Origin of the sequence: Lysinibacillus sp. FJAT-14745, from assembly GCF_001275675.1 — a bacterium.
In the GTDB taxonomy this organism is placed as follows: Bacteria; Bacillota; Bacilli; order Bacillales_A; family Planococcaceae; genus Lysinibacillus.
Genome location: NZ_LITM01000002.1, coordinates 770,048 through 795,534, shown reverse-complemented (window position 1 = coordinate 795,534; position 25,487 = coordinate 770,048). Strand labels below are relative to the sequence as shown.

29 protein-coding genes and 1 pseudogene are annotated in these 25,487 nt (G+C 34.4%); 13 read left to right on the top strand and 17 right to left on the bottom strand.

Annotated features, from left to right (window positions below; genetic code table 11):
• Positions 1–125: 125 nt before the first annotated feature.
• Positions 126–1,016, bottom strand: a complete 891-nt coding sequence (locus tag AMS59_RS05275) for a LysR family transcriptional regulator (RefSeq protein ID WP_053482694.1) — start codon at positions 1,014–1,016, stop codon at positions 126–128.
• A 119-nt stretch (positions 1,017–1,135) separates the two neighbouring features.
• On the opposite strand from AMS59_RS05275, the gene AMS59_RS05270 reads away from it, so the two are divergent.
• Positions 1,136–2,338 (top strand): YbfB/YjiJ family MFS transporter, encoded by a 1,203-nt coding sequence (locus tag AMS59_RS05270; RefSeq protein ID WP_053482788.1) that lies wholly within the window; start codon positions 1,136–1,138, stop codon positions 2,336–2,338.
• Between the two features lie 226 nt (positions 2,339–2,564).
• Positions 2,565–3,086 (top strand): DUF6886 family protein, encoded by a 522-nt coding sequence (locus AMS59_RS05265; protein ID WP_053482693.1) that lies wholly within the window; start codon positions 2,565–2,567, stop codon positions 3,084–3,086.
• 51 nt (positions 3,087–3,137) lie between these two features.
• Here the strand turns inward: AMS59_RS05265 and AMS59_RS05260 are convergent, their stop codons facing one another.
• Complete coding sequence (locus AMS59_RS05260) at positions 3,138–3,614, bottom strand: 8-oxo-dGTP diphosphatase (protein WP_053482692.1); 477 nt, start codon at positions 3,612–3,614, stop codon at positions 3,138–3,140.
• Positions 3,615–3,851: 237 nt separating this feature from the next.
• On the opposite strand from AMS59_RS05260, the gene AMS59_RS05255 reads away from it, so the two are divergent.
• Positions 3,852–4,310 (top strand): DUF523 domain-containing protein, encoded by a 459-nt coding sequence (locus AMS59_RS05255; protein WP_053482691.1) that lies wholly within the window; start codon positions 3,852–3,854, stop codon positions 4,308–4,310.
• Between the two features lie 266 nt (positions 4,311–4,576).
• Here the strand turns inward: AMS59_RS05255 and AMS59_RS05250 are convergent, their stop codons facing one another.
• The 8 genes and pseudogenes from AMS59_RS05250 to AMS59_RS05215 form a co-directional block, all read right to left on the bottom strand.
• Entirely contained in the window at positions 4,577–4,978 is a 402-nt protein-coding gene (locus AMS59_RS05250; protein WP_053482690.1) for a hypothetical protein, read from the bottom strand.
• 383 nt (positions 4,979–5,361) lie between these two features.
• Positions 5,362–5,973 (bottom strand): hypothetical protein, encoded by a 612-nt coding sequence (locus AMS59_RS05245; protein WP_053482689.1) that lies wholly within the window; start codon positions 5,971–5,973, stop codon positions 5,362–5,364.
• Positions 5,974–6,411: 438 nt separating this feature from the next.
• Positions 6,412–6,897, bottom strand: a complete 486-nt coding sequence (locus tag AMS59_RS05240) for a DinB family protein (RefSeq protein ID WP_053482688.1) — start codon at positions 6,895–6,897, stop codon at positions 6,412–6,414.
• Between the two features lie 124 nt (positions 6,898–7,021).
• Positions 7,022–7,729: a hypothetical protein gene (locus tag AMS59_RS05235; protein WP_053482687.1), complete on the bottom strand. Its 708-nt coding sequence runs from the start codon at positions 7,727–7,729 to the stop codon at positions 7,022–7,024.
• A gap of 21 nt (positions 7,730–7,750) precedes the next feature.
• Positions 7,751–8,629 carry an ABC transporter ATP-binding protein gene (locus AMS59_RS05230; protein WP_053482686.1) on the bottom strand — a complete coding sequence of 293 codons (879 nt, stop codon included), beginning with the start codon at positions 8,627–8,629 and terminating at the stop codon, positions 7,751–7,753.
• A 164-nt stretch (positions 8,630–8,793) separates the two neighbouring features.
• Positions 8,794–9,810 (bottom strand): ABC transporter permease, encoded by a 1,017-nt coding sequence (locus tag AMS59_RS05225; RefSeq protein ID WP_053482685.1) that lies wholly within the window; start codon positions 9,808–9,810, stop codon positions 8,794–8,796.
• Entirely contained in the window at positions 9,807–10,535 is a 729-nt protein-coding gene (locus AMS59_RS05220) for an ABC transporter ATP-binding protein (RefSeq protein WP_053482684.1), read from the bottom strand. Before AMS59_RS05220 ends, AMS59_RS05225 begins: the two co-directional genes overlap by 4 nt.
• Positions 10,536–10,636: 101 nt before the next feature.
• Positions 10,637–11,125: pseudogene (locus AMS59_RS05215) on the bottom strand (HXXEE domain-containing protein).
• Between the two features lie 115 nt (positions 11,126–11,240).
• Here AMS59_RS05215 and AMS59_RS05210 point away from each other — a divergent pair.
• Complete coding sequence (locus AMS59_RS05210) at positions 11,241–11,837, top strand: TetR/AcrR family transcriptional regulator (protein ID WP_053482683.1); 597 nt, start codon at positions 11,241–11,243, stop codon at positions 11,835–11,837.
• Positions 11,838–11,925: 88 nt separating this feature from the next.
• Here AMS59_RS05210 and AMS59_RS05205 read toward each other — a convergent pair whose 3' ends face one another.
• From AMS59_RS05205 to AMS59_RS05190, 4 genes are all read right to left on the bottom strand, one after another.
• Complete coding sequence (locus tag AMS59_RS05205; protein ID WP_199777662.1) at positions 11,926–12,723, bottom strand: ABC transporter permease subunit; 798 nt, start codon at positions 12,721–12,723, stop codon at positions 11,926–11,928.
• On the bottom strand, positions 12,720–13,607 hold the full coding sequence (locus tag AMS59_RS05200; protein ID WP_199777671.1) for an ABC transporter ATP-binding protein: 888 nt from the start codon (positions 13,605–13,607) through the stop codon (positions 12,720–12,722). Before AMS59_RS05200 ends, AMS59_RS05205 begins: the two co-directional genes overlap by 4 nt.
• Before the next feature lie 11 nt (positions 13,608–13,618).
• Complete coding sequence (locus tag AMS59_RS05195; protein WP_082337386.1) at positions 13,619–14,266, bottom strand: TetR/AcrR family transcriptional regulator; 648 nt, start codon at positions 14,264–14,266, stop codon at positions 13,619–13,621.
• A 479-nt stretch (positions 14,267–14,745) separates the two neighbouring features.
• Complete coding sequence (locus AMS59_RS05190) at positions 14,746–15,648, bottom strand: hypothetical protein (RefSeq protein ID WP_053482680.1); 903 nt, start codon at positions 15,646–15,648, stop codon at positions 14,746–14,748.
• A gap of 205 nt (positions 15,649–15,853) precedes the next feature.
• Between AMS59_RS05190 and AMS59_RS05185 the strand changes: the two genes are divergently transcribed.
• The 4 genes from AMS59_RS05185 (at position 15,854) to AMS59_RS05170 (ending at position 19,335) form a co-directional block, all read left to right on the top strand.
• The gene (locus AMS59_RS05185; protein WP_053482679.1) at positions 15,854–16,426 is read left to right on the top strand and encodes a class I SAM-dependent methyltransferase; all 573 of its coding nucleotides are present in this window, start codon (positions 15,854–15,856) and stop codon (positions 16,424–16,426) included.
• Positions 16,426–17,019 carry a DedA family protein gene (locus AMS59_RS05180; protein ID WP_053482678.1) on the top strand — a complete coding sequence of 198 codons (594 nt, stop codon included), beginning with the start codon at positions 16,426–16,428 and terminating at the stop codon, positions 17,017–17,019. Before AMS59_RS05185 ends, AMS59_RS05180 begins: the two co-directional genes overlap by 1 nt.
• A gap of 107 nt (positions 17,020–17,126) precedes the next feature.
• Entirely contained in the window at positions 17,127–17,828 is a 702-nt protein-coding gene (locus tag AMS59_RS05175; RefSeq protein WP_053482677.1) for a response regulator transcription factor, read from the top strand.
• The gene (locus AMS59_RS05170) at positions 17,812–19,335 is read left to right on the top strand and encodes a HAMP domain-containing sensor histidine kinase (protein WP_053482676.1); all 1,524 of its coding nucleotides are present in this window, start codon (positions 17,812–17,814) and stop codon (positions 19,333–19,335) included. The genes AMS59_RS05175 and AMS59_RS05170 overlap by 17 nt, the downstream gene beginning before the upstream one ends.
• Here AMS59_RS05170 and AMS59_RS05165 read toward each other — a convergent pair.
• On the bottom strand, positions 19,316–19,621 hold the full coding sequence (locus AMS59_RS05165; RefSeq protein WP_053482675.1) for a hypothetical protein: 306 nt from the start codon (positions 19,619–19,621) through the stop codon (positions 19,316–19,318). The two genes, AMS59_RS05170 and AMS59_RS05165, sit on opposite strands and share 20 nt — an antisense overlap.
• 418 nt (positions 19,622–20,039) lie before the next feature.
• Between AMS59_RS05165 and AMS59_RS05160 the strand changes: the two genes are divergently transcribed.
• Together AMS59_RS05160 and AMS59_RS05155 are read left to right on the top strand one after the other, a co-directional pair.
• Entirely contained in the window at positions 20,040–20,876 is an 837-nt protein-coding gene (locus tag AMS59_RS05160) for a hypothetical protein (protein WP_053482674.1), read from the top strand.
• A 284-nt stretch (positions 20,877–21,160) separates the two neighbouring features.
• Positions 21,161–21,658, top strand: coding sequence for an ABC transporter permease (locus AMS59_RS05155; RefSeq protein ID WP_053482673.1), 498 nt, complete (start codon positions 21,161–21,163; stop codon positions 21,656–21,658).
• 276 nt (positions 21,659–21,934) lie between these two features.
• On the opposite strand, the gene AMS59_RS05150 is transcribed toward AMS59_RS05155, so the two are convergent.
• Both AMS59_RS05150 and AMS59_RS05145 read right to left on the bottom strand, forming a co-directional pair.
• Positions 21,935–22,795 carry a YitT family protein gene (locus tag AMS59_RS05150; RefSeq protein ID WP_053482672.1) on the bottom strand — a complete coding sequence of 287 codons (861 nt, stop codon included), beginning with the start codon at positions 22,793–22,795 and terminating at the stop codon, positions 21,935–21,937.
• 38 nt (positions 22,796–22,833) lie between these two features.
• Positions 22,834–23,379: a helix-turn-helix domain-containing protein gene (locus tag AMS59_RS05145; protein WP_053482671.1), complete on the bottom strand. Its 546-nt coding sequence runs from the start codon at positions 23,377–23,379 to the stop codon at positions 22,834–22,836.
• A gap of 176 nt (positions 23,380–23,555) precedes the next feature.
• Between AMS59_RS05145 and AMS59_RS05140 the strand changes: the two genes are divergently transcribed.
• Genes AMS59_RS05140 through AMS59_RS05130 form a run of 3 tightly spaced genes read left to right on the top strand, consistent with a single transcriptional unit; the run spans position 23,556 to position 25,477 of the window.
• Complete coding sequence (locus tag AMS59_RS05140) at positions 23,556–23,807, top strand: PLD nuclease N-terminal domain-containing protein (protein ID WP_053482670.1); 252 nt, start codon at positions 23,556–23,558, stop codon at positions 23,805–23,807.
• A complete protein-coding gene (locus tag AMS59_RS05135; RefSeq protein ID WP_053482669.1) occupies positions 23,791–24,693 on the top strand; it encodes an ABC transporter ATP-binding protein in 903 nt (300 codons plus the stop codon). Before AMS59_RS05140 ends, AMS59_RS05135 begins: the two co-directional genes overlap by 17 nt.
• 4 nt (positions 24,694–24,697) lie before the next feature.
• Complete coding sequence (locus AMS59_RS05130; protein ID WP_053482668.1) at positions 24,698–25,477, top strand: ABC transporter permease; 780 nt, start codon at positions 24,698–24,700, stop codon at positions 25,475–25,477.
• Positions 25,478–25,487: the final 10 nt, after the last annotated feature.

The following is a 25,487-nucleotide window of genomic DNA, read 5'->3' as shown; positions in this document are numbered from 1 at the left end:
AGTGAATATCAATCCCATGTTGATGAGATTGTGAGATATAGTACAATTTTTTGAAAATGAAAAAACTACACATCAATTCTTTATTGCTCAAATTTTGTGTAGTTCAAACTTTTGAAAAAAGACTGTTATGAAATTGAATCATTAATGATGTTAATAAATGTATTAAAGGTTGAAGAGGTATTTTGTTCATTTTTTCGTGTGCAAAGATAGATAGGACGTTGAACATCGATGTCTTTTGTAAAAACTCGCGCTATTTGCTGCCGTTGAATAAAGCTAGAAGCTGCTATAGATGGAGCTAGCATCGTACCATACCCAGCTGCAATGGCGTGAATGGATTCGTTGATACCGTCCAGTTGTAGCCCTACTCTTGGCGGTGGAATTTTATGAACCTTACATAAAGCGTTTAAATATTCTTTCGTAGAGCTACCATCTTCCCGTGAAACAAATGGTTGCTGCATTAATTCCGCTAATGTCACTTCCTGGTCTGCCAGTGGATGTCCATATGGGACGATAAACCAATAATCGAGATTCATGAGAAATTGATAACTAATATCTGGATGATGACCGTCCTCTTTTACGATAAAAGCCATATCAGCCTTATAGTGAAGTAATTCTTCAATAACTTGCTGTGAATTAGCCGATTTTATGTGGATATTAGTTGTCGGATAGGCATGCTTATACTTTGCGAGCCATTTTGGTAATAAAAAATGCGATGGAACATGGGTAGAAGCAATTTGTAATTCTTCATTACCTGTGTTTTTTAATTGCTCTAGTTTGTTTTCAATATCCAATTCTAAATCAAATAATCGCTGAGCCTGTTTAAATAAAAATTCTCCATTTTGTGTTAATGTAATTCCTCGACCTTTTGATTCTAAAAGAGTTAAGTCTAGTTCCCTTTCTAAATTTCTAATTTGAATGGTAACGGCAGGTTGACTAATCATTAGAGTTTGTGCTGCTTTAGAAACACTTTTGAGCTCAGCTACTTTTGTAAATAATCTAAGAGCATGTAAATTCATTATGTATCCCACCTCTTATAAAAATTTTTTATCCTTTTATATAAATTATATATTAGATTTATTAATTTTCACTCTGTATCCTTTTAATTACAAAAAGTTTTTAGGGGGGTGGGGACATGATGAATCGACAGCACATCGGAATTTTATTTGGTGGGGTGCTTTTACTTGTAGTAGCTATGGGGATTAGCCGCTTTGCATTCACACCAATTTTGCCATTTATGCGTCATGATGTCGGGTTTTCGTTTGAAGTTGCTGGATTTTTAGCATCAAGTAATTATATTGGTTATTTCATTGGCGCTTTGTGGGCAGGATTTATCAATCGCCAAAAGAAGAACTTTTTATTGTTAAGTGTTGTTTTGAATGTCCTTTCTGTTGTTCTTATGGGAATCATTGAAATATATAGTGTGTGGCTTGTGCTTCGTTTGATTGCTGGCATTACAGGGGGACTTATTTTTGTATTAACATGTAGTATTATTATGGATTATTTAGCAAAGCATTCACTTACACGATGGTCAGGCTATTTATTTGGTGGTATCGGATTAGGGATTGCTATTTCAGGTTTATTAGTTCCTGCTATTGAAGCACGTTTTGCTTGGCAAGGTACATGGATAGGCTTAGGGATTTTATCTGCTGTTTTTTTAGTGATAACATTTATTCTTTGGAGAGGTTTGCATGTACAAGATACTGTGAAAACCGCGAAATCCTCTGATGCCAAAATGACAAAGGGCTTTATGCCATGGCTAATTGTCGCATATGGTTTTGAAGGGTTAGGCTATATTATTACTGGTACTTTTTTAGTGGATATCATTCATAATATTCCTTCGCTACAAGCTTACTCTTCGTATAGCTGGGTCATTGTTGGAGTAGCGGCTATCCCGTCAGCACCTGTTTGGACTGTATTATTAGAAAAATTCTCTGCTATCAAAATTTTGTTTGTCGCGTATGTATTGCAAGTAATAGGCATCTTATTACCAGTATTTTCACAAACAGTTTGGAGCGTATTATTATCGTCATTTTTATTCGGCTTGACATTTGTAGGCATTGTGACGTTAACGACGTCCTATGCACGTCAGCTATTTCCAACACAAAGCGGCCCGGTCGTATCATTGTTAACAACTTTTTATGCATTTGGACAAATTATCGGTCCAATTATCGCGGGTCAGCTTGTGGCGATTTATAGTAGCTATAAGGCAGCGCTTGTATTTGCAGGAGTCATCGTATTTTTTGCATTGATTGTCATGTTATGCGGAAGATGGATCACTGTTAAACGACAGGACACTCTAGACAATGCATTACCTATCAAAACGCAATCCAGTTCTTAAATTAGAAAAGCCAGAAGTCCGCTTAGGGATTTCTGGCTTGTATTTTTACAAAAAGATGGCGAGCTTCTATTTACATGATATAAATAATATAAGTCTCTATCTTTTTTCGTTAATGAAAAAATATGAGTGTGCACAAAAAACGTAACGTAAGTAACAAGGCGATTAAACTTTGGAATCAATATACGAATTTAATTCTTCCAATTTGGAAAATAAGGAGTGGGAACATGTGCGCATATATCATGTCAGTGAGGAAAGTGATATTACAGTATTTCACCCACGATTACCTGATCGACTAGATTTAGATCCAGAAAAAGGTCTAGTATGGGCAATCAACGATACATGCTTGCCTAATTTTTTGACACCTAGGAATTGCCCACGAGTGTGCTACTATATTGGTGAGAATACAACCGAACGGGATAAACGAACCTATATAACATCAGCATTATATGGACATGTTGTCGTAATTGAAAGCAAGTGGTTTGAGACGATGAAAAATACGAAACTTTACTTATATGAGTTCGACATCCACGAATTTACACTACAGGATCAAAATGCGGGTTATTATACAAGTGAAACAACACAATATCCTATTGCTAAATTCGAAGTAGAAAATTTATTTGAGGAAATGTCTAAACGTAATGTTGAATTACGGGTAGTCGATAGCCTGTGGAACATCTATGATGAAATTCAAAATACAACCTTGAATTGGTCGATGTGCAGAATGCGATTTGCGCAACCAAGAAAATAATTAGCTAAGCCTCGTAGACGCTACTGTCGCGTTTACGAGGTCTTGTTCTATTTAGACAGTAACTAATGGGGTACTCGTTATATCAATCAATGTACTATCTTTATATGTAAATATGTATTCATAGTTGACTGTTTCATCCAGCATTTTCGGTAAGTAATATTTTAAATCAGCTATTCCTACATTTTTAGGATGGAAGATCCATGATAGATCTTTCCAATCTAAAATACCCTCTGCAACTTTTATCGGTGTCACATAATGATAGGATTCTGGCAATTCAGCAATAAAAGCATACATACAGCCAAAGTCAGTCATTCCATCAGTCCATGTTATTTTTCCTTTGTATGTAATATCCTTCAGTACAATGCCCGTTTCTTCCTTAATTTCTCGTAATGCCCCCACCAGTGGAGTTTCATCTTTCTCAATCTTGCCACCTACACCATTCCAAGCCCCCATCCACTCTGGAAAATCCCTATTTAGCAATAATATTTGGTCACCCTTTTTAAGAAAACAAATTGTAAATTCAACCAAGTCTTGTTCCTCCTTTTTAAATGATGAAATGAATTCATAAAAAAATATAGATAATAAAATAGTAGCACAACCTGGTGAAATGGTTGTCCTACTAATAATAAAAAAGGTTTGAAAATATCAATATTAGAGAATAGAGTAGCAAGGAATTACATTATGTCATTGTAAAAGCGGTTGACAGACTCTTTTAATAAGCTAAAGTTATACTTATACGATATAGCTTAAAAATGAGGTGCACATATGATTTTAATTAGTTCTTGCTTAGCAGGATTAAAGGTACGTTATAACGGAACAGATAGTTTAGATGAAAGAATTCAAAAGCTTGTGTTAGAAAATAAGGCCGTAACTGTATGCCCTGAACTAATGGGAGGTTTTTCAACACCTCGTGAGCCCGCTGAAATTGTTGGGGGAGATGGTGAAGACGTTCTTGCTGGAAAAGCGAGAGTGGTTGAAAAATCTGGCCGTGATGTCACGGATCTTTATATTAAGGGTGCATATGCAACATTACAGAAAGCACTCGAACTAGGTGCGACTAAGGTTATTTTAAAAGAGTATAGTCCATCTTGTGGCAGTGCAGTGATCTACAATGGGGATTTCAATGGTACAAAATTAGTGGGCGTAGGCGTAACAACTGCATTGCTTAGAAGAAATAATATTGGTGTCTTTTCTGAAGAAGATTTTTTCACAGATATTAAATAATTTAATCATTGTAAGAGAGGAATTGGTGCCATGAAATCGAATGAAAAAAATTTCATCAAGCGATTGAAGCGACAGAATGAAATCGTTTGTTTTATACCCTCACCTGTTCTTCGCTAAAAATTTTCGCTCTGGTTTATGCTAATTTTCTTAAAGAACTCCCAGACGAATCGAGCTAGGGAAATCACCCGTCAACTCGATTTAAAATACGTCTGAGAGCTCATTTAATTTAAAAAAACTCGTACTAAAGAGATTTACCGCCAGTTAACTTATTGAAATTCTGGGAAATTTGGTTCCTCAGGATAGTATAGATCCTTGCGTAAGCAGACATCCCGATGGGTGAGAGTTTCGCCTTTAAATCGAATCCAAATTTCATCATCTGCCATTACACCATGTGTTTTCCGCACGATGCCCCAGCGATTATAGGCTTGCATATCTAGTGAAGCCAGTAATTCCTTTGCATTGACCCGAGTAGGGGGGAAAGTTCTCCATTTTAGCCAACGTTCCAGTTCTTCTAAGGTGATATGCCCCTCCATCGTCGGTGAAAATTGCTTGTTAAAATCTTCAATATAGTTAATGACATATGGTGTGCCACCATTAGTCGGTTTTAACTCAACGTTTGCAATAATGTCATCCATCCACATTACGTCAAAAGTCATGTAATCAATCAATAGCTTCACTTCCTTCTATGAATAAATGTTTCAAAACTGGATCACGCAACTGTGAAAGTAATACGTCTTTAGCACGTCCAAAATCGTACGGTGATTGTTCGATTGTCGCTACTAATTTCTCCTTATCAATAAAAGGTGGTCCTTCGTAAAGAGCAAGTTGTTTTGTGAAAGATGAATTTAGTGGTTTTGCCTTTACTTTTCTCTTTAACTTCTTTCAGCTGGTGTCCAAACACCCGCTGAAAGAAGTTAAAGCCTCCGGCGGATGTCACGGAATCGAAAAGGAGTTCACATAGGATGTTAGCCTAAAACCATCGCATCCATGCGATAACGGCTAACTGACCTGCATCATGCAGGCCTAATCACAAAGCCGATTCCGGACGCAATTATGCCGAGGTATAATTGATAATTGTTAAAGGTTTGCCAGGTGGATAGTCTTTTTCATCAGATAGTAGGCTGAGCCCGTTATCGAAAATAGGCGCCAGCTCCCACGTTTTTTCTTTTGGATCGTATAAAAATAAAATGTTATTTGTATGCCGATCTTCGTTTAGAATAAGGGCATCAAAAGCGAATAGCTGTGCAATTTGATGATGTACAACGAGTCCTGTATACTGCTCAATCTGTGCCATTAACTGCTCGAATTTTTCTTTAGTAGAAAGTGTTTTGTTATTTGTAATAGGGTCAGTAGAGCTGAAATTTGCTTCAAACAAGCGCTCAAGTGTCACTTCCTGTTTTGTACCACGAAAGTCGAGTGAATAGCAGCCTTCAAATTGTTCACCGTCAGCCAACTGAATGATACATGGCTGATAGACGACATATTTAGAGCGATCAAGAGTTGAGCATTCAAGCATGAGGGAAGCTAATACTTCTGCTTGCCCCTCATACCCTCGTGCATTTTGTTTGACCCACTTGTTGCCGATACGCCATTTCGATTGATTTCCTTTACTAGAGGTACTAATAATATGTTCAGCATTGATAGGAATATGAACTGTTTCCATGTCATCACATCCAGTCTAGTTTGAATTTCTTCTATTATATATTGCTATCATCATTTAACGCACGAAAAATTCCCAAAAACCAGTATTGTTTGTCGCTCTTTAAACTTCGGCTTTTTTAAAATAAAAGTGATGATCTATAAGAAAAGGTTGGAGGTTGGATTGAATAAATTAAAAATGACAATCCGTATACGAAAATGATTGCCCCCACTACCTAAGTAAATCGGGGGCATTTTTTAGTCAACGAGCAAAATTCGAGGTGAGGTTTTGGCGATTATTTTCGTGACTATTCAACAACCAATGGACGCTAAAAAGAAACTCTGTTTTTGGGCTTTTTTATTTTCACTAATTAAAGTTTTACTCTATACAACGGGGGAAGTTTAATATAATGACAAAAATAAGCTTTGGATATATGATGGTGTCCAAAGCTCTTTTATAAAATTATAATGTTTTAACTTGTTCAATCTTTAATCCGAAAATTTGAGGAGGTTCAATCTTGTTTATTTGTAAATATGTAGAGATTTGTCCGCGATGATGGATTTCATGTTCAGGAATTGACATAAGTATTCTCCAAGCACTAACTTCATGACCAAGAAGGGTTAAAACCTTTTTTGATAAAATATCGTTGCCCATCTTTAAAAGCCCCTCTGTTAATTTAATTTGACATGACTCTAAATAATTTGAAATATCCTCAAGAGAAGTCCCTTTACCAGAATCATGTCCTGCATACGTCCACGAACCCTGTTCAAATATACCAAGAAACATCAAACGAGATGATGCGATATGTCGCAATAAATCACCTATAGAAAATTTATCTTCAGAAGGCTTCCAATTTAAAAGTTCATCAGGTATTACCTTCACATATTGCATCGTTCGTTTATGAACACCATCTAAATATTTTACATATTCCTCTATTTCATGAATCATGTATTTACACTCCAATTTTTCTGACTTTTATTACTTATATTCTTAATTTTTCGAAATTATCCTTTGATTTTAGGTGTTTTAAGAGCAAAGATATTTTAATAAAATCAGCCTCCATATAGAAATCTTATTTCCTTTTTCGATTCGATAGGAGGAAGAACAACATGATGACGAAGGTTGAGTAGAGGAAAATCCAAGCAAACTGCCAATAAAAAATGGTCGGTATTGTTTTTATAGAATCTTCCGAACCCATCATTTCCAATGAAAGACGGACAGGTGGAAGCAGCCAAATTAGTCCTTTTATCTGAAGAATCGCCTCTGTTAAGGTAGCGATAACGATAGAAAAAAGTAAGATGCTAAGTACACCCCACCAAGTATTTTGCTTGTTTTTGACGAGCTCTCTTGTAAATATTGCTGAAAGTGCAATGGCTAGTACAGCTAAACTAAAATGAGAGAGGAATCCAAGTAATTGATGTATAAATCTTGGTTCTTCTCCAAAGGCACCAATTAGAGTAGGGTAAATTACTGATACACAGCTCAGACCGAAACCAATTAGTCCACAAATTATAAAAATTCCTAAATTGTACTGTGTTCGACTTTTTGCATGAAGTGTTGTAATTACTTTTTGCTCTTCATCTTCTGCGTGAAATAGTGTAACTGTAAACCATCCCATTAGAAGAAAGAGGATGATGGCTGTAAACGAATAGCTATCTAAAATTGGATTTGGGACAAAAGTATAGTTTACAACAAGACATAAAATGAAAATTGAAAAGGGTGGAACATATTTATAGGTTCTTAAATAATTGATAAATTGATAGCGTAATAAACTAGTCATGTCGGTTTCTATTCTTCCTCATTAAAAATGGGTATAGAATTGTTCCTCCTTTTCATTTATCGGGATTAATTGTTTAATAGAGGCTTTTTTATGTAGTAGCTCTAATAATATTCGGTCTGTTTCCTCCGCCTTAATAATGGTGATTACCTCATAACAACTGTTGTTTAAAAGACTTTGTTGTTGAATTTCAAGAATAGGTAATAGATGGTCCAATAATTCCTCGCTTGAAATCTCAAAAATTAATTTATTTTTCGGTACATCATTTTTATTGAATGAATCAGCTTGAATGATCTTATTATTTTGAATAACAAGAACGGTATCAACAAGATGTTGAAGTAATTTTGTTTCATGACATGTTAAAACGATACTTAATCCTTTGTCCTTTAAAATAGAGAGAGTTTCTTCTAAGTCGCTTTGGGCCTTAGGATCGAGTCCTGATAATGGTTCATCTAAGATTAGTAGATCTGTGTCTTCAAGCATTGCCTGCATAATCATAACCTTTTGCTTCATACCCTTAGAAAAATTAACAATCCGAATGTTCCGAGCTTCCTCTAAATGAAATAATTCAAGTAAATCATTTATTTTTTGCTGTAGTTGTTTTTTTGCCATGCCTCGAATACTACCCATATGATAAAGATATTCTTCAGGCGTAAACAAAATATGTGAAGGGGTCACTTCTGGCACATAACCAATTTTTAAAGATTGTCGATGTTTCACAATAGAGCCACTGTCAGCATCGACTAATTCCGCAATGATTTTTAGAAGGGTACTCTTACCTGATCCATTCTTTCCTACTAGAGCTATAATTTGATTGGCACAAATAGAAAATGTAGCATTCTCTAAAATTTTCTTCCCTCTATACTGTTTAGAAACGTTCTGAATTTCCATAATCGTCTTCATCTTTACACACCTTTATTTTTAGGCTTTTTAACTTACGATGTAAAACATTTAACCATTTAACTGTAAATTTAGTATAGATGAATATTAGCTCCTTTGCTAATAGAAAATTGGTGGAATTTTCTAATTGAAAAAGTTCTGCCCAATTTTTGAGCAGAACCCTGTGATTATAATGATCGATATTTTTTTAAACTTACAATATTTAATGTAATAAATACTAGAGCGAAGCAAGCAAGAATCGCTAAGTCGGCTAGAATTTCACTAAAGGAATATCCCTTATACATAACCCCATTCAACGCGTCAGCCGCATAGTATAGTGGCATAATACGACCAATATTTTGCAGCCACTCAACCATATTATCGAGTGGGAAAATACCTGAAAAGAAAATTTGCGGTACAATGACAAGCGGGATAAATTGCATCATTTGAAACTCTGAAGAAGCAAAACTTGATAAGAGAGCTCCTAATGATAATGAAACAAGCGCAACGACAATATTGATTAGTAGAACGAGCCAGATGGAGCCAACGTGTACGATATCCAGAACATAAATCCCAAATAGAACAATAATAGTCGTTTGAAGAAAAGCAAACAATCCATAACCTACCATATAGCCAGCAACAATTTCAGAACGTTTAATCGGTGTCGCTAGTAAACGTTCCAATGTCCCTGAAGTTCGTTCTTTTAACAACGCTATGCCTGTAATTAAAAAGACGAAAAAGAACACAAAGAAACCTATAAGCATCGGGCTAAAAATATCAAAAATAGCGGTATTTTCATCGCCATATACATATTCAGTCGTCAACTTCATCTTTGAAGATTGTTCCGGCTGCAAAACTTGAGAAAGCTTCATTTTTAAAGCCTTGGCGGTAGACGGATCATCATTTAATAATGTGAGTTTCAATTGAGATTGATTGAAAGCTAACCAGCCATCATATTTTTCTTCTTTTAAACTGGCACTAGTAAAATCGTTGTTTTCGATGACATGGAAATCCGCTGCTTCAAGTTTTTCAATTAGCTGTACAGGACCATTTGATACGACTAGTGTTACTTCAGGCTCAGCACTATTAAAAACAAAATACATTAACGAAAGCACAAGAAGAGGTGCAAAAAATAATAAAGCGAGTGTACGTTTATCACGGATCATTTGCTGCATAATTCTAGTAACAATTGCGCCGATTCTCATAGTGCTTCACCTCCAGCTTTTAAAAACACTTCATCAAAATCTTTTGCTTGATAATGAGCTTTCAAATCATGTGGTGTTCCATGTGCGATGATCCGGCCATTGCGTAGCATAGTCAACTGGTCGCAGCGCTCTGCTTCATCCATTGCATGTGTCGTTACTAAAATGGTTTTATGCTCATCGTTTTTTAAACGAATTAACTCCTGCCAAATTTCTTTTTTCAATACGGGATCAATACCAACAGTTGGCTCATCTAAAATCAATAACTTTGGATTTTGGATAAGAGCAATTGCAAGAGATAATCTCCGTTTCATCCCTCCAGAATAATTCATCACCTTACTATTTAAATCATCCGTTAAATGAACAAGGTTTGCAGCATAATTGACACGCTCTGCACGCTCTTTTTTTGATAAACGATAAAGCTTTGCAAAAAAATGAAGGTTCTCTTCGCCGGTTAAATCCAAATACAGCGCATCAGATTGTGCCATATAGCCGATATCCGTCAGTAATTGCTTATGAGGAACTGTATGATTTAACACTTGAATATTGCCATTATCGGGCTTGATCATCCCCATAATCATTTTAATTAACGTCGTTTTCCCACAGCCTGAAGGGCCAAGTAAGCCAATAAGCTGTCCCTTAGGAATTTCTAAGGATAGCGGGGCAATTACTTGTTTTTTGTGAAACTTTTTTTCAATAGAGTTTAATGAAATCGCATTGTTTCCCATTTATTCATCTCTCCTTTTACTGAACACAGTGTTGATAACTGAAATTTTAAGACAATGATTAATCAATTACAATAAACAGAATTACAAAAAGTGTTCATTGATTACGTTTTCGAGTTAAGTGTAACCATCCTGCCTAACTTAAACAGAAATGGAATAAGCGCTAACAAACTTAACCCTACTAGAATCGTTGAAAATAGTAGCTCTGTCCATCCAATTAATTGTGCCTCAAACATCCTTCGAATAATGAAGCAGTTGATTGGTATATTAAGTAGCAATCCTGTTACAAGTCCGGGGGCATATTTTTTCATTATTATTGTTGCTAAAAGATGTGGAAAAATAGCATTGATAATCATCGCGCCTAAAAATCCAACGAAAAGCCATTTCGCAAAATTAGATTGTGGAAAAAAGATAAAGAAAAATGCCGATAAATAAGCTAAAGCTGTAATCACTAAAACTGCGAAATGAAATTCATTTGGCGTCACAGCTTTTTGAAACTTTGAACCCTGCTATGACCATTGAGGTAGCCAAATAACTTCTTCAATATTGTGCAAGGTAATTGCTAAACAAAAGAAAACGGCTAAAGGTTCCATTAATTTTTCTTTCCTTTACTGAACACGGTGTTGATACTAGTAAAATTTTACGTTAGCATGTAGGCAAATACAATGAACAAGTTGGTATAAAGTGTCAATAGAACGGAGGTTATACATGTCTATCCATAAAATAATGAATTTTGAAACAAAACAGGCTATAAAAAATGCATTAATTATACAAATAGAAGAGGTAGGCTTTGAACGAGTAACAGTTAAAAATCTAGCTTCTACTGCAAACATCAATCGAGGAACTTTTTATTTACATTATAAGGATAAGTTTGAAGTGATGGAGGACTTGCAGCAGGAGTTAATAAATGAACTAGAAAGCTATGTTAAAAATGTGCAACCACTAGAAGCCTTTCAAACGTTAAAAACAGGACAGTTTTATCCACCATTTGTCGAAGTGATTAAATGTTTTAAAGAGCATGCCACCGCCTTTCGAGTTATATTAGGGGAGCAGGGCAGTCCCGGATTTAGCAAGAGATTGAAGGAAGTCTTTAGTAATCAAATTTTAGATAGACTTTCCGTTATTGGAGAGGAATTGCAAGATCCAGAATTCCGACAATATTTACAGGCTTTTTTAGCTTCTGCAATTTTGGGGATTATTCAGGAATGGCTAGACAGAGGAAATGAGGATTTAAGTGTGGAAGAATTGGCAAAAATTCATTTTCGTTTATTGCGATTCCTTGGTAATTTAACGTCTATGCAGTAATGAATGTTAACTCAGGTTTCTCAGGTATTCATATATTTCTAGAGATCTAAAAAACTGCTTGCTCAGAGAAAGCAAGCAGTTTTTTACGTTATAAATACAAATCCCTTTTAACAAAAACACGAATAGCCAGCATATAGCATAACATTCCAATTAAAAATAATGCTCCTAGCATCCAAATAGACGAGCTATCTTGAGTCATTAATTTTTCAGGTGAAAACAATGAGTAAATTGTGAAGTACTTAAGCTTTCCTAAAGCACCACCCATATTACTAAGCGCTTGAATTAAATAAAATAGAATAGGAATTCCTGTACTATACGCATAAGAGGTTCTTAAATCCTTGCTACTGCAGGATACAAAAAAGCAGTAGCCACTAATGGCAAAGTGTAAGAAAAAAAGACCGATATTTAAAGTCAAAAAAGCACTTATATCCAATTCATTTGGAAATAGAATCTCAGAAAATATGACTGCAACTAAAGTTGTAATTGAGAGCAATATAAAAATGCTAGCAACTAAAAAAAATGCTTGCGTAAAGACAATTTTAAAACGTGTATTCGGTGTCGCAATAAGGTATGCCATGGAACCATTATCGATATAGCCCATAATTAGTTTATTTGCCGACATAATGATGAAAACTAACGGTAGAATAAGCAATAAAAATCCATACAAATAGGTTGATAGAAATTCAATTAACGTATTGCCTATATTCGTCATACCAAATGCTGACATCAATTCAGGCATTGTTTCGGTAAGCTTATTAAGAGTATTACTCATTTCAGGGTTATACATATAAACAATACTAATGATATAGAGCATTAATACAGCGAGTATGATACTAAAAAGTTTAACAGTAGCTAGTACCTCGTGTTTTAGCAAAGTAAAGTTCATGATTCTTGACCTCCTCTTTCGTAGTAATGCATGAATATATCTTCAAGTGATTGTGAAATGATATCGAGGTCATTAATTTTATAGTCTGCTAATATGTGAAGTAATGTTTGGACATTACCCTGAACTTTTATAATGGCTTGTGTTGGCCCAGTCTGTTCAATTTTAAGTGGTTCTCCTAAGAAGCGAGAGAGCTCTTGTTCGCTTTGAAATTCAATTAAAAACTTTTTAGATTTTCGCTTTTTTAAGTCAGCAATTGTTTCCGTTGCAACAATTTTACCAGCATTAAGTATCGCTACACGGTCACAAGTTTTTTCAATTTCTTCAATCATATGAGAGGACATGAATATGGTCGTCCCTTTTTCTTTTTCAGCTAAAATAAAATCGATAAACTTTGTTTGGATAAGGGGGTCCAATCCACTTGTCGGTTCATCTAGAATGACTATCTCAGGGTTATGCATAAATGCGCAAATTAGACCAGTTTTTTGCTTCATACCCTTTGACATTTTCTTAATAAGCCCAGTGGCATTTAATTCAAAGTATTCCATAAGTTCATTAGCTCTTGTTAAATCATGTAACCCTCGCATTTGGGCAATAAATTTGATAAATTGTTGTCCAGTCATTTTATCAATAAACGCAATTTCACCAGGTAAATAGCCTACGAATTTTTGGATTTCAGCCGTAGATTGGCGACAATCCAACCCTTTTATGAAACACTGTCCTTCTGTGGGCTGTAAGAAGCCCATTAAATGCCGTATTGTTGTAGATTTCCCAGCACCATTTGGACCTAAAAAACCGAACACTTCACCTTTTTCGATTTGTAAGTCTACTTTCTGTACACTATAAAAATCCCCAAACTTTTTAGTTAAATTATTGACCTCGATTATTGCCATACAATTCACCTCTTTGTGTTTTTGTATACTAATTGCTTTAAAAATTGAAAATAATCGTTTGCTTCCTCCATGCATTGTTCTAAGAGTTGGTTAAAGGCTTCGCTGTTATCTACATTACTCTTCAATCGTTCTTCATATCGATCACTTATTCCATCCGTAACCCACCGAATGGTATCTATTGCTTTTTTACTATCTATATTTTTATGAAACAAATCGTAATCAATTCCTGCAAACACACTGTCATAGGAACTATTTTGTAAAGTTAAATTATATTGATCGAGCTCACTTCTTACTTCTAAACTTGTTTCAATATACGTCTTTTTAAGGAAATCAAAAAAAGTATGGTACTGCTTAATTAATTCCAATTTTATTGTCATGATTTGTTCATAGCGTTTAAATATGTCAGGTTCTTCTAAATCTAAGCGACTATTGATTGCATCAATGAAAATCGTTGTAACGTATTCATATAAGTAAAGATATAAATTTTTTTTACTACCAAAATAGTGATATAAAATTCCTTTTGAAATTTTGGCATCCTTAATGATCTTATTTGTAGAAGCGGTATCGTAATTATTGATGGAAAATTCTTTAAGTGCAGAGTTGATAATTTTATGTTGTTTTTCAACCTCTAAATTAAGAAATGTTTGATACAAGTTTTTTCTCCCTTCAGTGTATTTTTACCATGATTATATATAATTTGACCAGGTTGGTCAATTGATAAAATGGGTATTTTTACAAATGAATTAAAAATTATCATGTGGATTTTAAGGTATTGTGCTTTGTCACAATTTATGTGTAACAGATAGGTGAGGAGGGGAAGGAACAAATCGTGTTATTTTTCAAAAATAAGGAGAAATGCAGGAGGAAGCATCAAATCCTGTAGCTGAAGTTAACCGTTTAAAAATAAGGTTAAAAGCGGGAAATGTGAGACTCCGCAGGGATGATAGAAAAGTACGAAGGCTAAAATCGTCACTTCTTTTGACGACTCCTTCGTGATCACATCATTTTACTCTGAGGAGGCTCAATATCTTCTCAGCGAATAACTTTTGACTAGTACTCAAGATGAAATGCTTTTAAGTGTTTAAAGAATGGAGAATTGAAAAAAATTAGATGGTTTCTAAAGGAAAGATATTTATTCTCCATAATAATCATTCAGTGCTATTTCTAAACGTTCTTCTAGGTGCTTCGAAATATAGCTCAATACAAATTGCTCCTTTTCCATCTCAATTTGAGAGGAACGAAAAATTTTCGTAAATAACCCTGCCTTATTTTCCGTAGAAAATTGCTGTAATGCTTCTGTCCGTAATGTCGACACTATTTCATTTTCAATATGACGTTCACGGATTTTTTGGACAATGTCCTTAACACTATCCTCTTGCAGCTCTGAAATTTGCCTTTGTAGATTGTCGTTTTCTTGTTTAAGTTTAGCTGTTTCCTTTTGAACTTTTTCAACTTGAAGGGTAGATTCGGAGGATAGCAATTGAAACTTTTGTGCAAGAAAATCTTGATTAAAGGTTACTTGCAATGCTCCATGATCTTCATTTGGAAAGATATTGAAGAGTCCTGTTTGTATCATTTGCTGTAGCACGTTTCCAAGAACATCGACTTTGTTAGTTAAATCATCAGTATCTAAAGTTGTTGCAGTTATTTGATGTTTGATGAGCTGACCGTTGTCATCAATACCTAATATAAGTTTTAAACCTTTGACGCGGTGTTTATCCTTTAACAGTAATATCATACGAAGTCTTAAAATGGCAGAAAGGTTCAAACGAATATTGGTGTTTGGGCTAATCGTAGCATTATCAAAAATATACTGTTCAAATGGTTTAATGTAATAACGAAGCTTCGCATCAGTTATTTCAAACCAGCTAGCGACATCTGAAGTAGAATAATAATTTGATTCTTCAATTTGCGCTAAATAGTCGTCATTATAAAGTATTTCTTCTAGAGGCGGCGTATTTTGTATAACGACAAACAATGGGTCATGTTGCACAATTCTGAGTACCATTTCTTTTGCATCATTTAGTTTAAGCATCCTTTCACACCCCACTTTATTTTTCAAATGTTCTCTATATAGGTTTCTATTCTACTAGAAGCGATTGTATGCCTAATTTCTGAAGGAAATATCAATGACCTTTTAAAACTCTTAAGAAAAATTTAAGAAATTCCCTCGTAATTCTTTAAGGAATGGTCGTTATATTTAAAATAATCAAATATTACATGCGATCGGAGAAAAAATTATGCAATTTATAACGTTCCTTACTGAATTTATAAAACATCCAAAAACGATAGGTGCGATTTCGCCTAGTTCAAAAAAATTAGCAAAAAAAATGGTCGAAGCAATTTACTTTGAAGATGCCCAATGTATTGTTGAACTAGGTCCAGGTACAGGCTCATTTACGAAAGAAATAATGAAAAGAAAAAAGCAGTCAACAAAGTTAATTCTTATCGAAAATAATGAAATTTTTTGTGAAAAGCTTCGTGACCAATTTAAACATGAGCCGAGTGTATTCGTTATACATGGATCTGCTGAGGATTTATGCATGTATTTGTCAGCATTAAATATCGAAAAAATTGACTATATCGTATCTGGGTTACCTTTTACATCTTTGGATCCTGCCGTTTCCTCACGTATTTTACGGAATGTTAAGGATTGCTTAGAGGAAGGGAAATTTATTACATTCCAATATTCACTTGTTAAAAAATCCTTTATTCAAAACTATTTTGAAGATATTTCACATGAAAAAGTATGGATTAATATTCCACCTGCCTATGTGCTAAGCTGCAAACTTGGAAATGTGAGGACTAGTTAATGGGATTACAGGATCTTGTATCATATATCGAGCAATATGGTTATTTTGCTTTATTTTTCAGCTTATGGTTAGGAATCGTGGGTATGCCCCTTCCTGATGAGATGATCGTTATGAGCGGCGGCTTTATGTCTTCGTTAGAAAAAATGAGTGTGTTAAAAGCTTTTGTAATAACTTATCTCGGTGCAGTTTCAGGACTTTCCTTAGGATTTATCCTTGGTAAAGTATTTGGCCATAAAATACTTGATAAATTGGTGAAAAAGAACAAGGCTAAATATTTATTAAAGTCAAAAGAACTAATAGATAGATATGGTCATTTTGCTTTAGTAATAAGCTATTTCATACCAATTGTGAGACATATACTTCCATACTTAGTAGGGATGAATAACATGTCGTTTAAAAAATACGCTTTGTATTACTACACAGCAGGTTTTGTTTGGACATTGATTTACTTTACACTTGGTTTGTTTTTTGGGAAACACATTGAAAACATTTCCATACTAGCAACAAAGTACGGTATATATCTTGGTGCTTTCGTCGGTATTGTAGGATGTTTTTATTATTTTTATAAACGAAAATTAAAGTCGGTAATGTAGAGTGTTTTTATTATTTTTATATACGAAAAATAAAAAAATAGTTAAAATTAGGAATGATAATTATTGTAAATATGGGATTTTATTTAATTTAAAATTGGTGGGATTATATGACGAAAGAAACAATACTGATCGTTGATGATGAAAAAGAGATTAGAAATCTTATTGCCATTTATTTAAAAAATGAAGGCTACGATATTCTAGAAGCAAGTGATGGAGAGGAGGGCTTAAATCTTTTAAAGAAACATAAAGTACATTTAATTGTCTTAGATATTATGATGCCGAATGTGGATGGCATTGAGATGTGTATGAAGGTGAGGGAAATTGCCGAGATGCCAATTATTATGCTGTCTGCAAAAACACAGGATATGGATAAAATTACTGGATTAACTTTGGGGGCAGATGACTATGTAACAAAGCCCTTTAACCCTTTAGAGCTAATTGCGCGCATAAAATCTCAGCTTCGTAGATATATCAAAATGAATCAACTGGAAAGGATGAACGAAAATGAGATAGAGATTGGTGATCTGCGAATTAATACTGACACACATGAAGTAATCGTCAACAATGTAAAAGTGAAGCTTACGCCAAGGGAGTTTTCAATTCTTGAATTACTTGCAAGAAATAAAGGCATTGTGATGAGTGCTGAGCAAATTTATGAAAAGGTTTGGAAGGAAGAGGCTATACAGTCTGAAAATACGGTTATGGTACATATTCGTAAAATTCGAGAAAGAATTGAGACAAATCCAAGAAATCCTCAATATATTAAAACCGTATGGGGAGTAGGTTATAAAATTGAGAAAGATCATTAAGCCATTACTTTTCTTATTAAACAAACTAAAAATGTTCATTGTAACTGCTATAACAAAAGTTCGGCGAAGCATTAGAATTCAACTATTGACGACTTTTATTCTTTGTGCATTTTTAGGTTTACTTGGAGCAAAAGCCGCACTTTCGTTTGCTTTGAATATCAACCCAACAGTTAAGATTGATTATAGTCATGGGATGCAGGAAATAAATTATCAAGCGCAGCGTGCCGCGGATCTAGCCAGCAATGAAAATAGTTTAGAAGCAATACAGCAAATGATTGAATCAGAAAATTTAAAATTTGAAATGAAACAAAGTGCATTAAAAGTAATCGTTACCGATGAGAATGGAAAGGTTTTATACAAAACAAAGCAAGTGGAAGAGGAACAAATCAATTTGCATTATAAGATTCGGAATGTAATGGATTTCGCGATTAACCATCCACTCTATAATTATGAGATACCAGCAATCGAGCAAATTAGGCAAGAATTCATTTCATTTTATCCTTTAATTATAGAAGATAAAAACTTATATTTGTTTGTCAGTGGTATTCCTGAGGGGATGGTTATCGCAAGTTCGAATGATGGCCTTATCCCATTATTTAGTGCAATTATTATATTTACCTTTTCATTCTTCTATATAACGAAACGAAAAATGAATCAAATTGAGGTGTTGGCGGAGGGGGTTATGGAAATCGCTAAAGGAAATTTAGCCTATCGCATTAAGAAAAAAGGGCAGGATGAGATTGCTGTATTAACAGACAATGTAAATCATATGGCCGAAGCAATTATGACAAGTATTGAAATGGAACGAAAAATTGAAAAACAAAAAAGTGAATTAATCACCAATGTATCACACGACTTACGGACACCGCTTACCTCGATTATGGGCTATTTACGATTATTAAGAGATGAGAGGTATGAAACAAAGGAGCAGTATGATGAGTATCTAAAGATTGCTTTTTCAAAATCCGAACAATTAAAAAAACTGATTGATGATTTATTTGAATATACGAAACTAACGAATGAAAGCATTGTCCTTGAGCAACAAAAGGTATGTATCAATGAGCTTCTCGATCAATTAATTGAGGAGTTAATCCCGCAGGCAGAGGAAAATCATCGTTCATTTATAAAAAGTTTCTCAGAGGAACGCATCTTTGCCACGGTCGATTCTGAAAAAATTGTCAGGGTTTTTGATAATTTACTAATAAATGCCGTTAAATATAGTACCGGTAATGGTAAGATTTTTGTTTCCCTTGAAAGAAAGGAAGGCAATATTCATATCAGTGTTGCAAATGAAAGTGATGAATTTACATCCGAAGAACTCATGAACTTATTTGAGCGATTTTATAAAAAGGACCAATCTAGAACAAGCGTTGCAGAAGGTTCAGGGCTTGGACTTGCAATTGCTAAGAATATTATTGAACTGCACGGAGGCAAAATAAACGCAAAATATGCAGATAGTATGTTGCAGTTTATTATTGTGTTACCGGTTACAACTGCTGAATCGTGATTGTGTGATTGGTTAACGTATTGTTAGTTAGTTTCTCTTGAATAGTAGCTAAAATATTTGTGTCTTTTATTAGTATTTGAATTTCTGTCTGTTTATATTGTCGTTGAAATTCATAAATATATTCGATTATTATTTTTAAGTTTACACTGTTTTTAATTTCAACCTCGACAAAAAACGGTAATGTCATTTGAGGATGTTTTGTACAGCCACCGCGACGAATCCAAATCGCTTCATTGACGTAATAACGAATAGGTAGTTGGCGATTACTTGCGATAAATATATCCATATAATACTCCTTTGTAAAACGTTTTAAATTAAGCCTAAAGGAAATTAGATAAATCGTCAAAAGATAGACTAGATGAAAATATGAGGAAAGCTTGTCACCTCATTATAGTAAAAAACTTAAAAAGAATCGGCAATCAAAATCAAGTCGGCTATTATTGCAGAAAATTAATTTGCCTAAAAAAGAGGGCTGTTTTAGTGTAAACAGCTCTTTCTTTTTAGAGAGACGGTGAATAGTAAACTTAAATAGGGCAAGTCCATCCTACAGGTATTCGACTTCCTTGTTGTAATTCAATGATTGTTCAAAATTTATGAAATGTTAGCTATCGGGGCAAGTTTGCTGAAGCATTACTTTTCTAAATAAGCCCATACTACATGGGAATTACAATCTTTGATCTCTGGTAAAAAGAGGGGACATGTGGATGAAGAAAATAATGCTACTTACATTATTGTTACTCGTGGCAGTTAACTTTAGTCCAATAGTTGTTCACGCTAACGAGAACCAGAAAGAAGACTTAATGAAAATCGTTAGCAGATTCATGCCTGCGAACTCATCGCTTATAAGTCCTGAAAATCCTTTCTCTACACTGCCAATTCAACTCTATGACTTTGACCACGATGGACAGAAAGAAATAATCTTTACTTATGAATTTAAAGTAAAAGATCAACCTTCCCAGTTTGGATCGATAGTGCTAAAAAAAGACAATACTGATTGGAGAAAAATTTGGGAAACAAAAATTCAAGGAGTCGATTTGGATTTTTCCGGTTTAGCAGATATTACTGGCGATGGTATAAAAGAATATTTATTCGGTGTGACAATTGGTGCAGCAATAGGAAGTGAACTTCAAGTTTTTCAATGGGTTGATAACTCATTCAAAAAAATTGCTGATGTTCCTTATCATAAAATTGACTTTGTGAATGAAAAGCAAAAAGTCGGAATAGCTGTTTGGCAAATGTATATTGGTGATAGTTATTTAATAGATGTACTTAAATGGAATGGTGAAAAGTTGGTTTATGATGAAGAATTATATTCCAAATACTATCCGAAGATTGAAAAGTTTTATAACGAAAAAATTTCAGAAATGGATGCCTGGTATTTTTGGTATTGCCTTGCAGATGCCCAAATCAAAGCAAATAAACTTGAAGAAGCATCTAAATCGATTCAAAAGGGAATTTCGTTAGTGAAAAAATCAACAATGCGAGAAGTAATCCAAGACTTTAATGATTTAGCTAAAAGGCTGGAGAACAAGAGAAAATAAAAGAAAGCTTAATAACGGACAGTTTCCTAAATGTCACCAAATTCCTCAGAAAATGGACAGTTATGTATATGAAACTATAGAGCGAGTAAGATGTTCACTAAATATGAGTTGACACGCTCTAATGGCAAAAAACGCTAGACATGTTGATGATTATGTCTAGTGTTTTTTATTGATATTTGTAAATCAAGACATTTTAAGGAATTAGAGATGTATAATAAGTTGAAAATAATAGAATAGGGTGGAGTCTATCTATGAAATATTTTATCTTCCGAAAAAGGATTTAAATGGGATTCCGGACTTCAACTCTATTTGGCTTTGCACTGTTTATAGTTATTTATACGGTAGCCAACGGTGTCAATCATATCGTCATGGAGCGTAGAAATGGTATTTGGAATCGTTTAACGGATTCAAGTGTTAGTAAATGGGAAGTATATACCGCCAATCTAGCTTATGCGTTTTTAGTAGGCTATCTTCAAATCGTATTAGTATTTTGCATTTTTTATTTTGGCGTTGGTGTAGAGTTTTACGGAGGGTTTGTAGCTAGTTTAATTGCAGTCATACCATATCTATTGTGTATCATTGCACTATCCATATTTATCGCCTCAATTACGAATACACCTAGTAAATTTAATACAGTGATGGCGTGCATTGCAGTACCATTTGCGATGCTAGGTGGTACTTACTGGCCATTAGAAATCGTTTCTTCTAAAGTAATATTAGCTTTATTTTATATTTCGCCAATCATATATGGTTTAGAGATTTTAAAAGGTGTGACCCTTTAAGGCTACTATCATTTATGACAGTCGTATTTATGGGCATTGGCATTAGTGTCATGGAGAAGAAAAGCTAAAGTTTTGATAACTCCTCTTTCTAAAAGTTAGCGATCTTAGTTTAGTTCAATTGACTTCAGCCATGTTGGCCCCCTGTTAAAGTACGCTAAACCAATCGTAATGTATCTTCAACTGTGAATTTAGTCATAAAAAATACTGCACCTACAACTGTTAGATATCTAACAATTGGGGTGCAGCTTATGAACGACTTACTTTCTTACCTTTTATTTAGTGGATATCACGTTTTTTGAAGTTACCACCGCGTACTTCTGAAACATCAGAAATGACGACAAAAGCACTTTCATCGATATCTTTAATAATCGAAACAATCTTATTTTCTTCCATACGGTTAATAACACAGTTTAAAATTTCAGTGGGTTCATTAGAGAAACCGCCTCGCCCTTTAGTATATGTAACACCTCGTCCTAAACGAGCTTGAATCGCATCTCCAATCTCCTCTGACTTCGCACTAACAACACGAACGTCTTTTGATTTTTCTAAACCATCTTGGATAATATCGATAACGTTTTTCGCAATATAATACGTTACAGCTGAGTATAATGCGCTTTCTAAGCCAAAAATAAAGCTTGCCCCTAAGAAAATAAAGGCATTAATAAATAATATAATATCCCCGACTGAAAACGGAATCTTACGTGATAGTAGCACGGCTAAGACCTCAGAGCCATCCAAAGCGCCACCGTTACGTAAGACAAGCCCAATCCCAACACCTAGTAACATACCACCAGATAAAACAACTAGTAGTGGGTCATTAGGACCTAAAATTGTTTTAACATCGTGCATAAGCGCTGTGGAAATAGATAGAGCTGCTATCCCAGCACAACTCATCAATGCAAAAGTTTTACCTACTTGTTTGTAGCCAATATAAATAAACGGAATGTTTAAAACAAAGAGCAGTACGCCTAATGGAATACCAAAGAGGTGTGCTCCCATAATACTAAGGCCTGTTACACCACCATCAATGACATCGTTCGGAATTAATACCGCTTCAAGTGCATATGCTGCGATGACAGCGCCTATTACAATCATGATAAATTTTCGTGTGTTTTCAACTGATTTTCTTTTTTTCATTAATCTTCTCCATTTCTTTAAAAATGATAATTAAGGTTTTAAGGTTTTGGAATAATATTTATAGCTATTGTTTTTGTCTCAGTCTCGGTTTCTTTGCTTGAGTCGGCCATATTATAGTATTTAATTATTAAATCGTTCAATTCATTTTCAAAGCTCATAAATTGATCAGTCGTTAATGTCAAATCAAGAAATGAAAAAGTTGCTAAATCTGAAAGTCTTTCTTCTTCATCAAATGAATTTAAATAATTTTGATATTGAGATAGTAAGCCTAATTGATAGTAAGAAACATAATTTAACTTTTGTTTGATTGTTAGTTGTGACCAATCCTCCTTACTAAGTTTTGCTGCTCCTTCATTTACTGCATAAAATTTTTCTGTAACAGAACGTACTTTTCGCTCTTTCACAATTTTTATGATGTTTTCATCCACTAAAATTTGGATGTGACGATACAAAGTAGCTTGAGGTACATCCTTTATGATAGAAATCATCTCCAAAGTGCTTAAGCCTTCTTCTTTATCGTGCATTAGAGCTTGTAAAATTTTCATTCTCACAGGGTGCATTAAAACCTCTGCTTTATTCCGCATAAAACGATCCTCCTATATGATGGAATCAAGGAAAGCAATCAAATGTTATCAATATGAGAACATTATCAATTAATATACTATATATATTTTTTACAGATGTACAGTAAAAAGGTAATGAAATTTTTAGCATCTTCTGTTATCGTTATCGATAATGATAACGAAAGGGTGTTTTAGGAATGAAATTACACTATAGTTTCGATGATTTAAGCCAACTGGATTGGGCAAGTATACTTCCAATCATTTTGCCATTGTTATTCGTAGGATTTGTACTAATCATGGTTGCTTTATTTGATCTATATCGGCACCGAGATACGAGAGAAAACGTACTGATGTGGACAATTATCATTGTGTTCTTTAACTCAATTGGTTCTGTTCTATACTTCATTATTGGTAGGAAGGATGTAAATAAACGTGCGCTTAGAGATTAAAAATATTATGAAAAAGTTTAAACAAAAAACAGCCGTGAATGATTTTTCAATGGTCATTGATTCCAATGAGTGTGTTGGATTAATTGGACCGAATGGAGCGGGGAAATCCACGTTAATTCAAATCATTGCCGACATTCTGAATGCAGACAAAGGGGAAATTCTTCTTGATGGTCAAAAGATTTCATCTATGAAAAATCAAATTGGTTACTTACCTCAGTATCCTAATTTTTTCTCATGGATGACAGCATTTGAAACATTGTCCTTTATGGGAACACTTTCAGGCATAGCAAAAAATGAATTGCAGAAAGAAATTCCATTACTTTTAGAAAAGGTAGGATTAGGGAAAGAAGCACATATTCATGTCGGGACATTTTCAGGTGGTATGAAGCAACGCCTTGGTATTGCACAAGCATTGTTGCATAAGCCAGCTTTGATGATTATGGATGAACCGGTTTCAGCGCTAGATCCAATAGGGAGAAGAGAAGTGTTAAATCTATTACAAGAGATAAAAAAAGAAACGACAGTTTTAATATCAACGCATATATTGAGCGATGCGGAGGAAATTTGTGAGCGCTTTGTAATGATTAAAAATGGTCACAAAATAGAGGATGCTACAAAATCAGAGTTACTTGAGCGCCATCAAGAATCAGCTATCTTTTTAATGATTCGCAAGGTAGATTTTCAATGGTTAACAATGCTTGAACAATTATCTTATGTGCAGAAAATCGAAAGCTGTGGAAATGGCTTCAAAATTCACGTTGAAAATTTAGAAATAGATGCTAATCGATTAATACAGCACGGACTGGATTCAAAAGTGATGTTTACTAAATTTGAAGTGGGTATTCAAGAAAATCTAGAAGAAATATTTTTAGAATTGGTGGTGTAAGTGAATGAATGCTTTTATCGAATTAAGCAAAAAAGAAGTACATCAAATGGCAAGGGAGTTTAAAATATTGTGGCTCCCAATCGTCTTTATTTTACTAGGGCTAACACAACCGATTATGATGTATTATTTACCTGTTATTTTACAATCAGCTGGTGGTGTTCAAGGTATAATAATTGATCCTACGATGGCAAAGCCTGTGGGACAGGAGGTACTTGCATCAACATTAAATTCACAGTTTGATCAGCTAGGCATTATTATTTTGGTCGTTGCCACTATGAGTATTATCCAAGGAGAGAAAGCAAATGGCATGATGGCATTTATCCTAACAAGACCAGTATCGATATCATCTTATTTAAATAGTAAAATCATCATCCATTATATATTGGCTGTTATATGTATAGCTCTTGGCTATGCAGTGTCCTATGGCTATTCAGCGTATTTATTTACTACTGTTCCTATGCCACAAGCTTTATGGGCATTAGCATTTTATTGTGTTTGGCTGTTATTCATCATTACGTTTGTTGCGATGATGAGTACATTTTTTAATAGTCCTGCTTTTATAGCACTAATAAGTATCGTTGTCCTATTAATATGTCGTTTTATCGCTGGGCTACATCCATTAATAGACGTTGTGAATCCTGCTAGTAATAGTATGTATGCAACAAATATTCTAATGTCAGGTGATGTGGGATCTTGGTATGGCATCAATATTGTAGTAACACTGCTGTTAGTTTTATTGATGCTTATTACTATGCAAAGTTTCATTGCGAAAAAGAAATTTTAACTGATATGGG

What these genes read in the sequence shown, in the direction of transcription:
- AMS59_RS05275 (WP_053482694.1), bottom strand. Translation starts at nt 1,016, where the DNA reads ATGAATTTACATGCTCTTAGATTATTTACAAAAGTAGCTGAGCTCAAA.
- AMS59_RS05205 (WP_199777662.1), bottom strand. Translation starts at nt 12,723, where the DNA reads ATGAACTTTACTTTGCTAAAACACGAGGTACTAGCTACTGTTAAACTT.
- AMS59_RS05140 (WP_053482670.1), top strand. Translation starts at nt 23,556, where the DNA reads ATGAAATTACACTATAGTTTCGATGATTTAAGCCAACTGGATTGGGCA.
- AMS59_RS05255 (WP_053482691.1), top strand. Translation starts at nt 3,852, where the DNA reads ATGATTTTAATTAGTTCTTGCTTAGCAGGATTAAAGGTACGTTATAAC.
- AMS59_RS05160 (WP_053482674.1), top strand. Translation starts at nt 20,040, where the DNA reads ATGAAGAAAATAATGCTACTTACATTATTGTTACTCGTGGCAGTTAAC.
- AMS59_RS05185 (WP_053482679.1), top strand. Translation starts at nt 15,854, where the DNA reads ATGCAATTTATAACGTTCCTTACTGAATTTATAAAACATCCAAAAACG.
- AMS59_RS05230 (WP_053482686.1), bottom strand. Translation starts at nt 8,629, where the DNA reads ATGAAGACGATTATGGAAATTCAGAACGTTTCTAAACAGTATAGAGGG.
- AMS59_RS05150 (WP_053482672.1), bottom strand. Translation starts at nt 22,795, where the DNA reads ATGAAAAAAAGAAAATCAGTTGAAAACACACGAAAATTTATCATGATT.
- AMS59_RS05175 (WP_053482677.1), top strand. Translation starts at nt 17,127, where the DNA reads ATGACGAAAGAAACAATACTGATCGTTGATGATGAAAAAGAGATTAGA.
- AMS59_RS05235 (WP_053482687.1), bottom strand. Translation starts at nt 7,729, where the DNA reads ATGACTAGTTTATTACGCTATCAATTTATCAATTATTTAAGAACCTAT.
- AMS59_RS05155 (WP_053482673.1), top strand. Translation starts at nt 21,161, where the DNA reads ATGGGATTCCGGACTTCAACTCTATTTGGCTTTGCACTGTTTATAGTT.
- AMS59_RS05220 (WP_053482684.1), bottom strand. Translation starts at nt 10,535, where the DNA reads ATGGGAAACAATGCGATTTCATTAAACTCTATTGAAAAAAAGTTTCAC.
- AMS59_RS05270 (WP_053482788.1), top strand. Translation starts at nt 1,136, where the DNA reads ATGAATCGACAGCACATCGGAATTTTATTTGGTGGGGTGCTTTTACTT.
- AMS59_RS05245 (WP_053482689.1), bottom strand. Translation starts at nt 5,973, where the DNA reads ATGGAAACAGTTCATATTCCTATCAATGCTGAACATATTATTAGTACC.
- AMS59_RS05240 (WP_053482688.1), bottom strand. Translation starts at nt 6,897, where the DNA reads ATGATTCATGAAATAGAGGAATATGTAAAATATTTAGATGGTGTTCAT.
- AMS59_RS05190 (WP_053482680.1), bottom strand. Translation starts at nt 15,648, where the DNA reads ATGCTTAAACTAAATGATGCAAAAGAAATGGTACTCAGAATTGTGCAA.
- AMS59_RS05180 (WP_053482678.1), top strand. Translation starts at nt 16,426, where the DNA reads ATGGGATTACAGGATCTTGTATCATATATCGAGCAATATGGTTATTTT.
- AMS59_RS05165 (WP_053482675.1), bottom strand. Translation starts at nt 19,621, where the DNA reads ATGGATATATTTATCGCAAGTAATCGCCAACTACCTATTCGTTATTAC.
- AMS59_RS05225 (WP_053482685.1), bottom strand. Translation starts at nt 9,810, where the DNA reads ATGAGAATCGGCGCAATTGTTACTAGAATTATGCAGCAAATGATCCGT.
- AMS59_RS05210 (WP_053482683.1), top strand. Translation starts at nt 11,241, where the DNA reads ATGTCTATCCATAAAATAATGAATTTTGAAACAAAACAGGCTATAAAA.
- AMS59_RS05130 (WP_053482668.1), top strand. Translation starts at nt 24,698, where the DNA reads ATGAATGCTTTTATCGAATTAAGCAAAAAAGAAGTACATCAAATGGCA.
- AMS59_RS05145 (WP_053482671.1), bottom strand. Translation starts at nt 23,379, where the DNA reads ATGCGGAATAAAGCAGAGGTTTTAATGCACCCTGTGAGAATGAAAATT.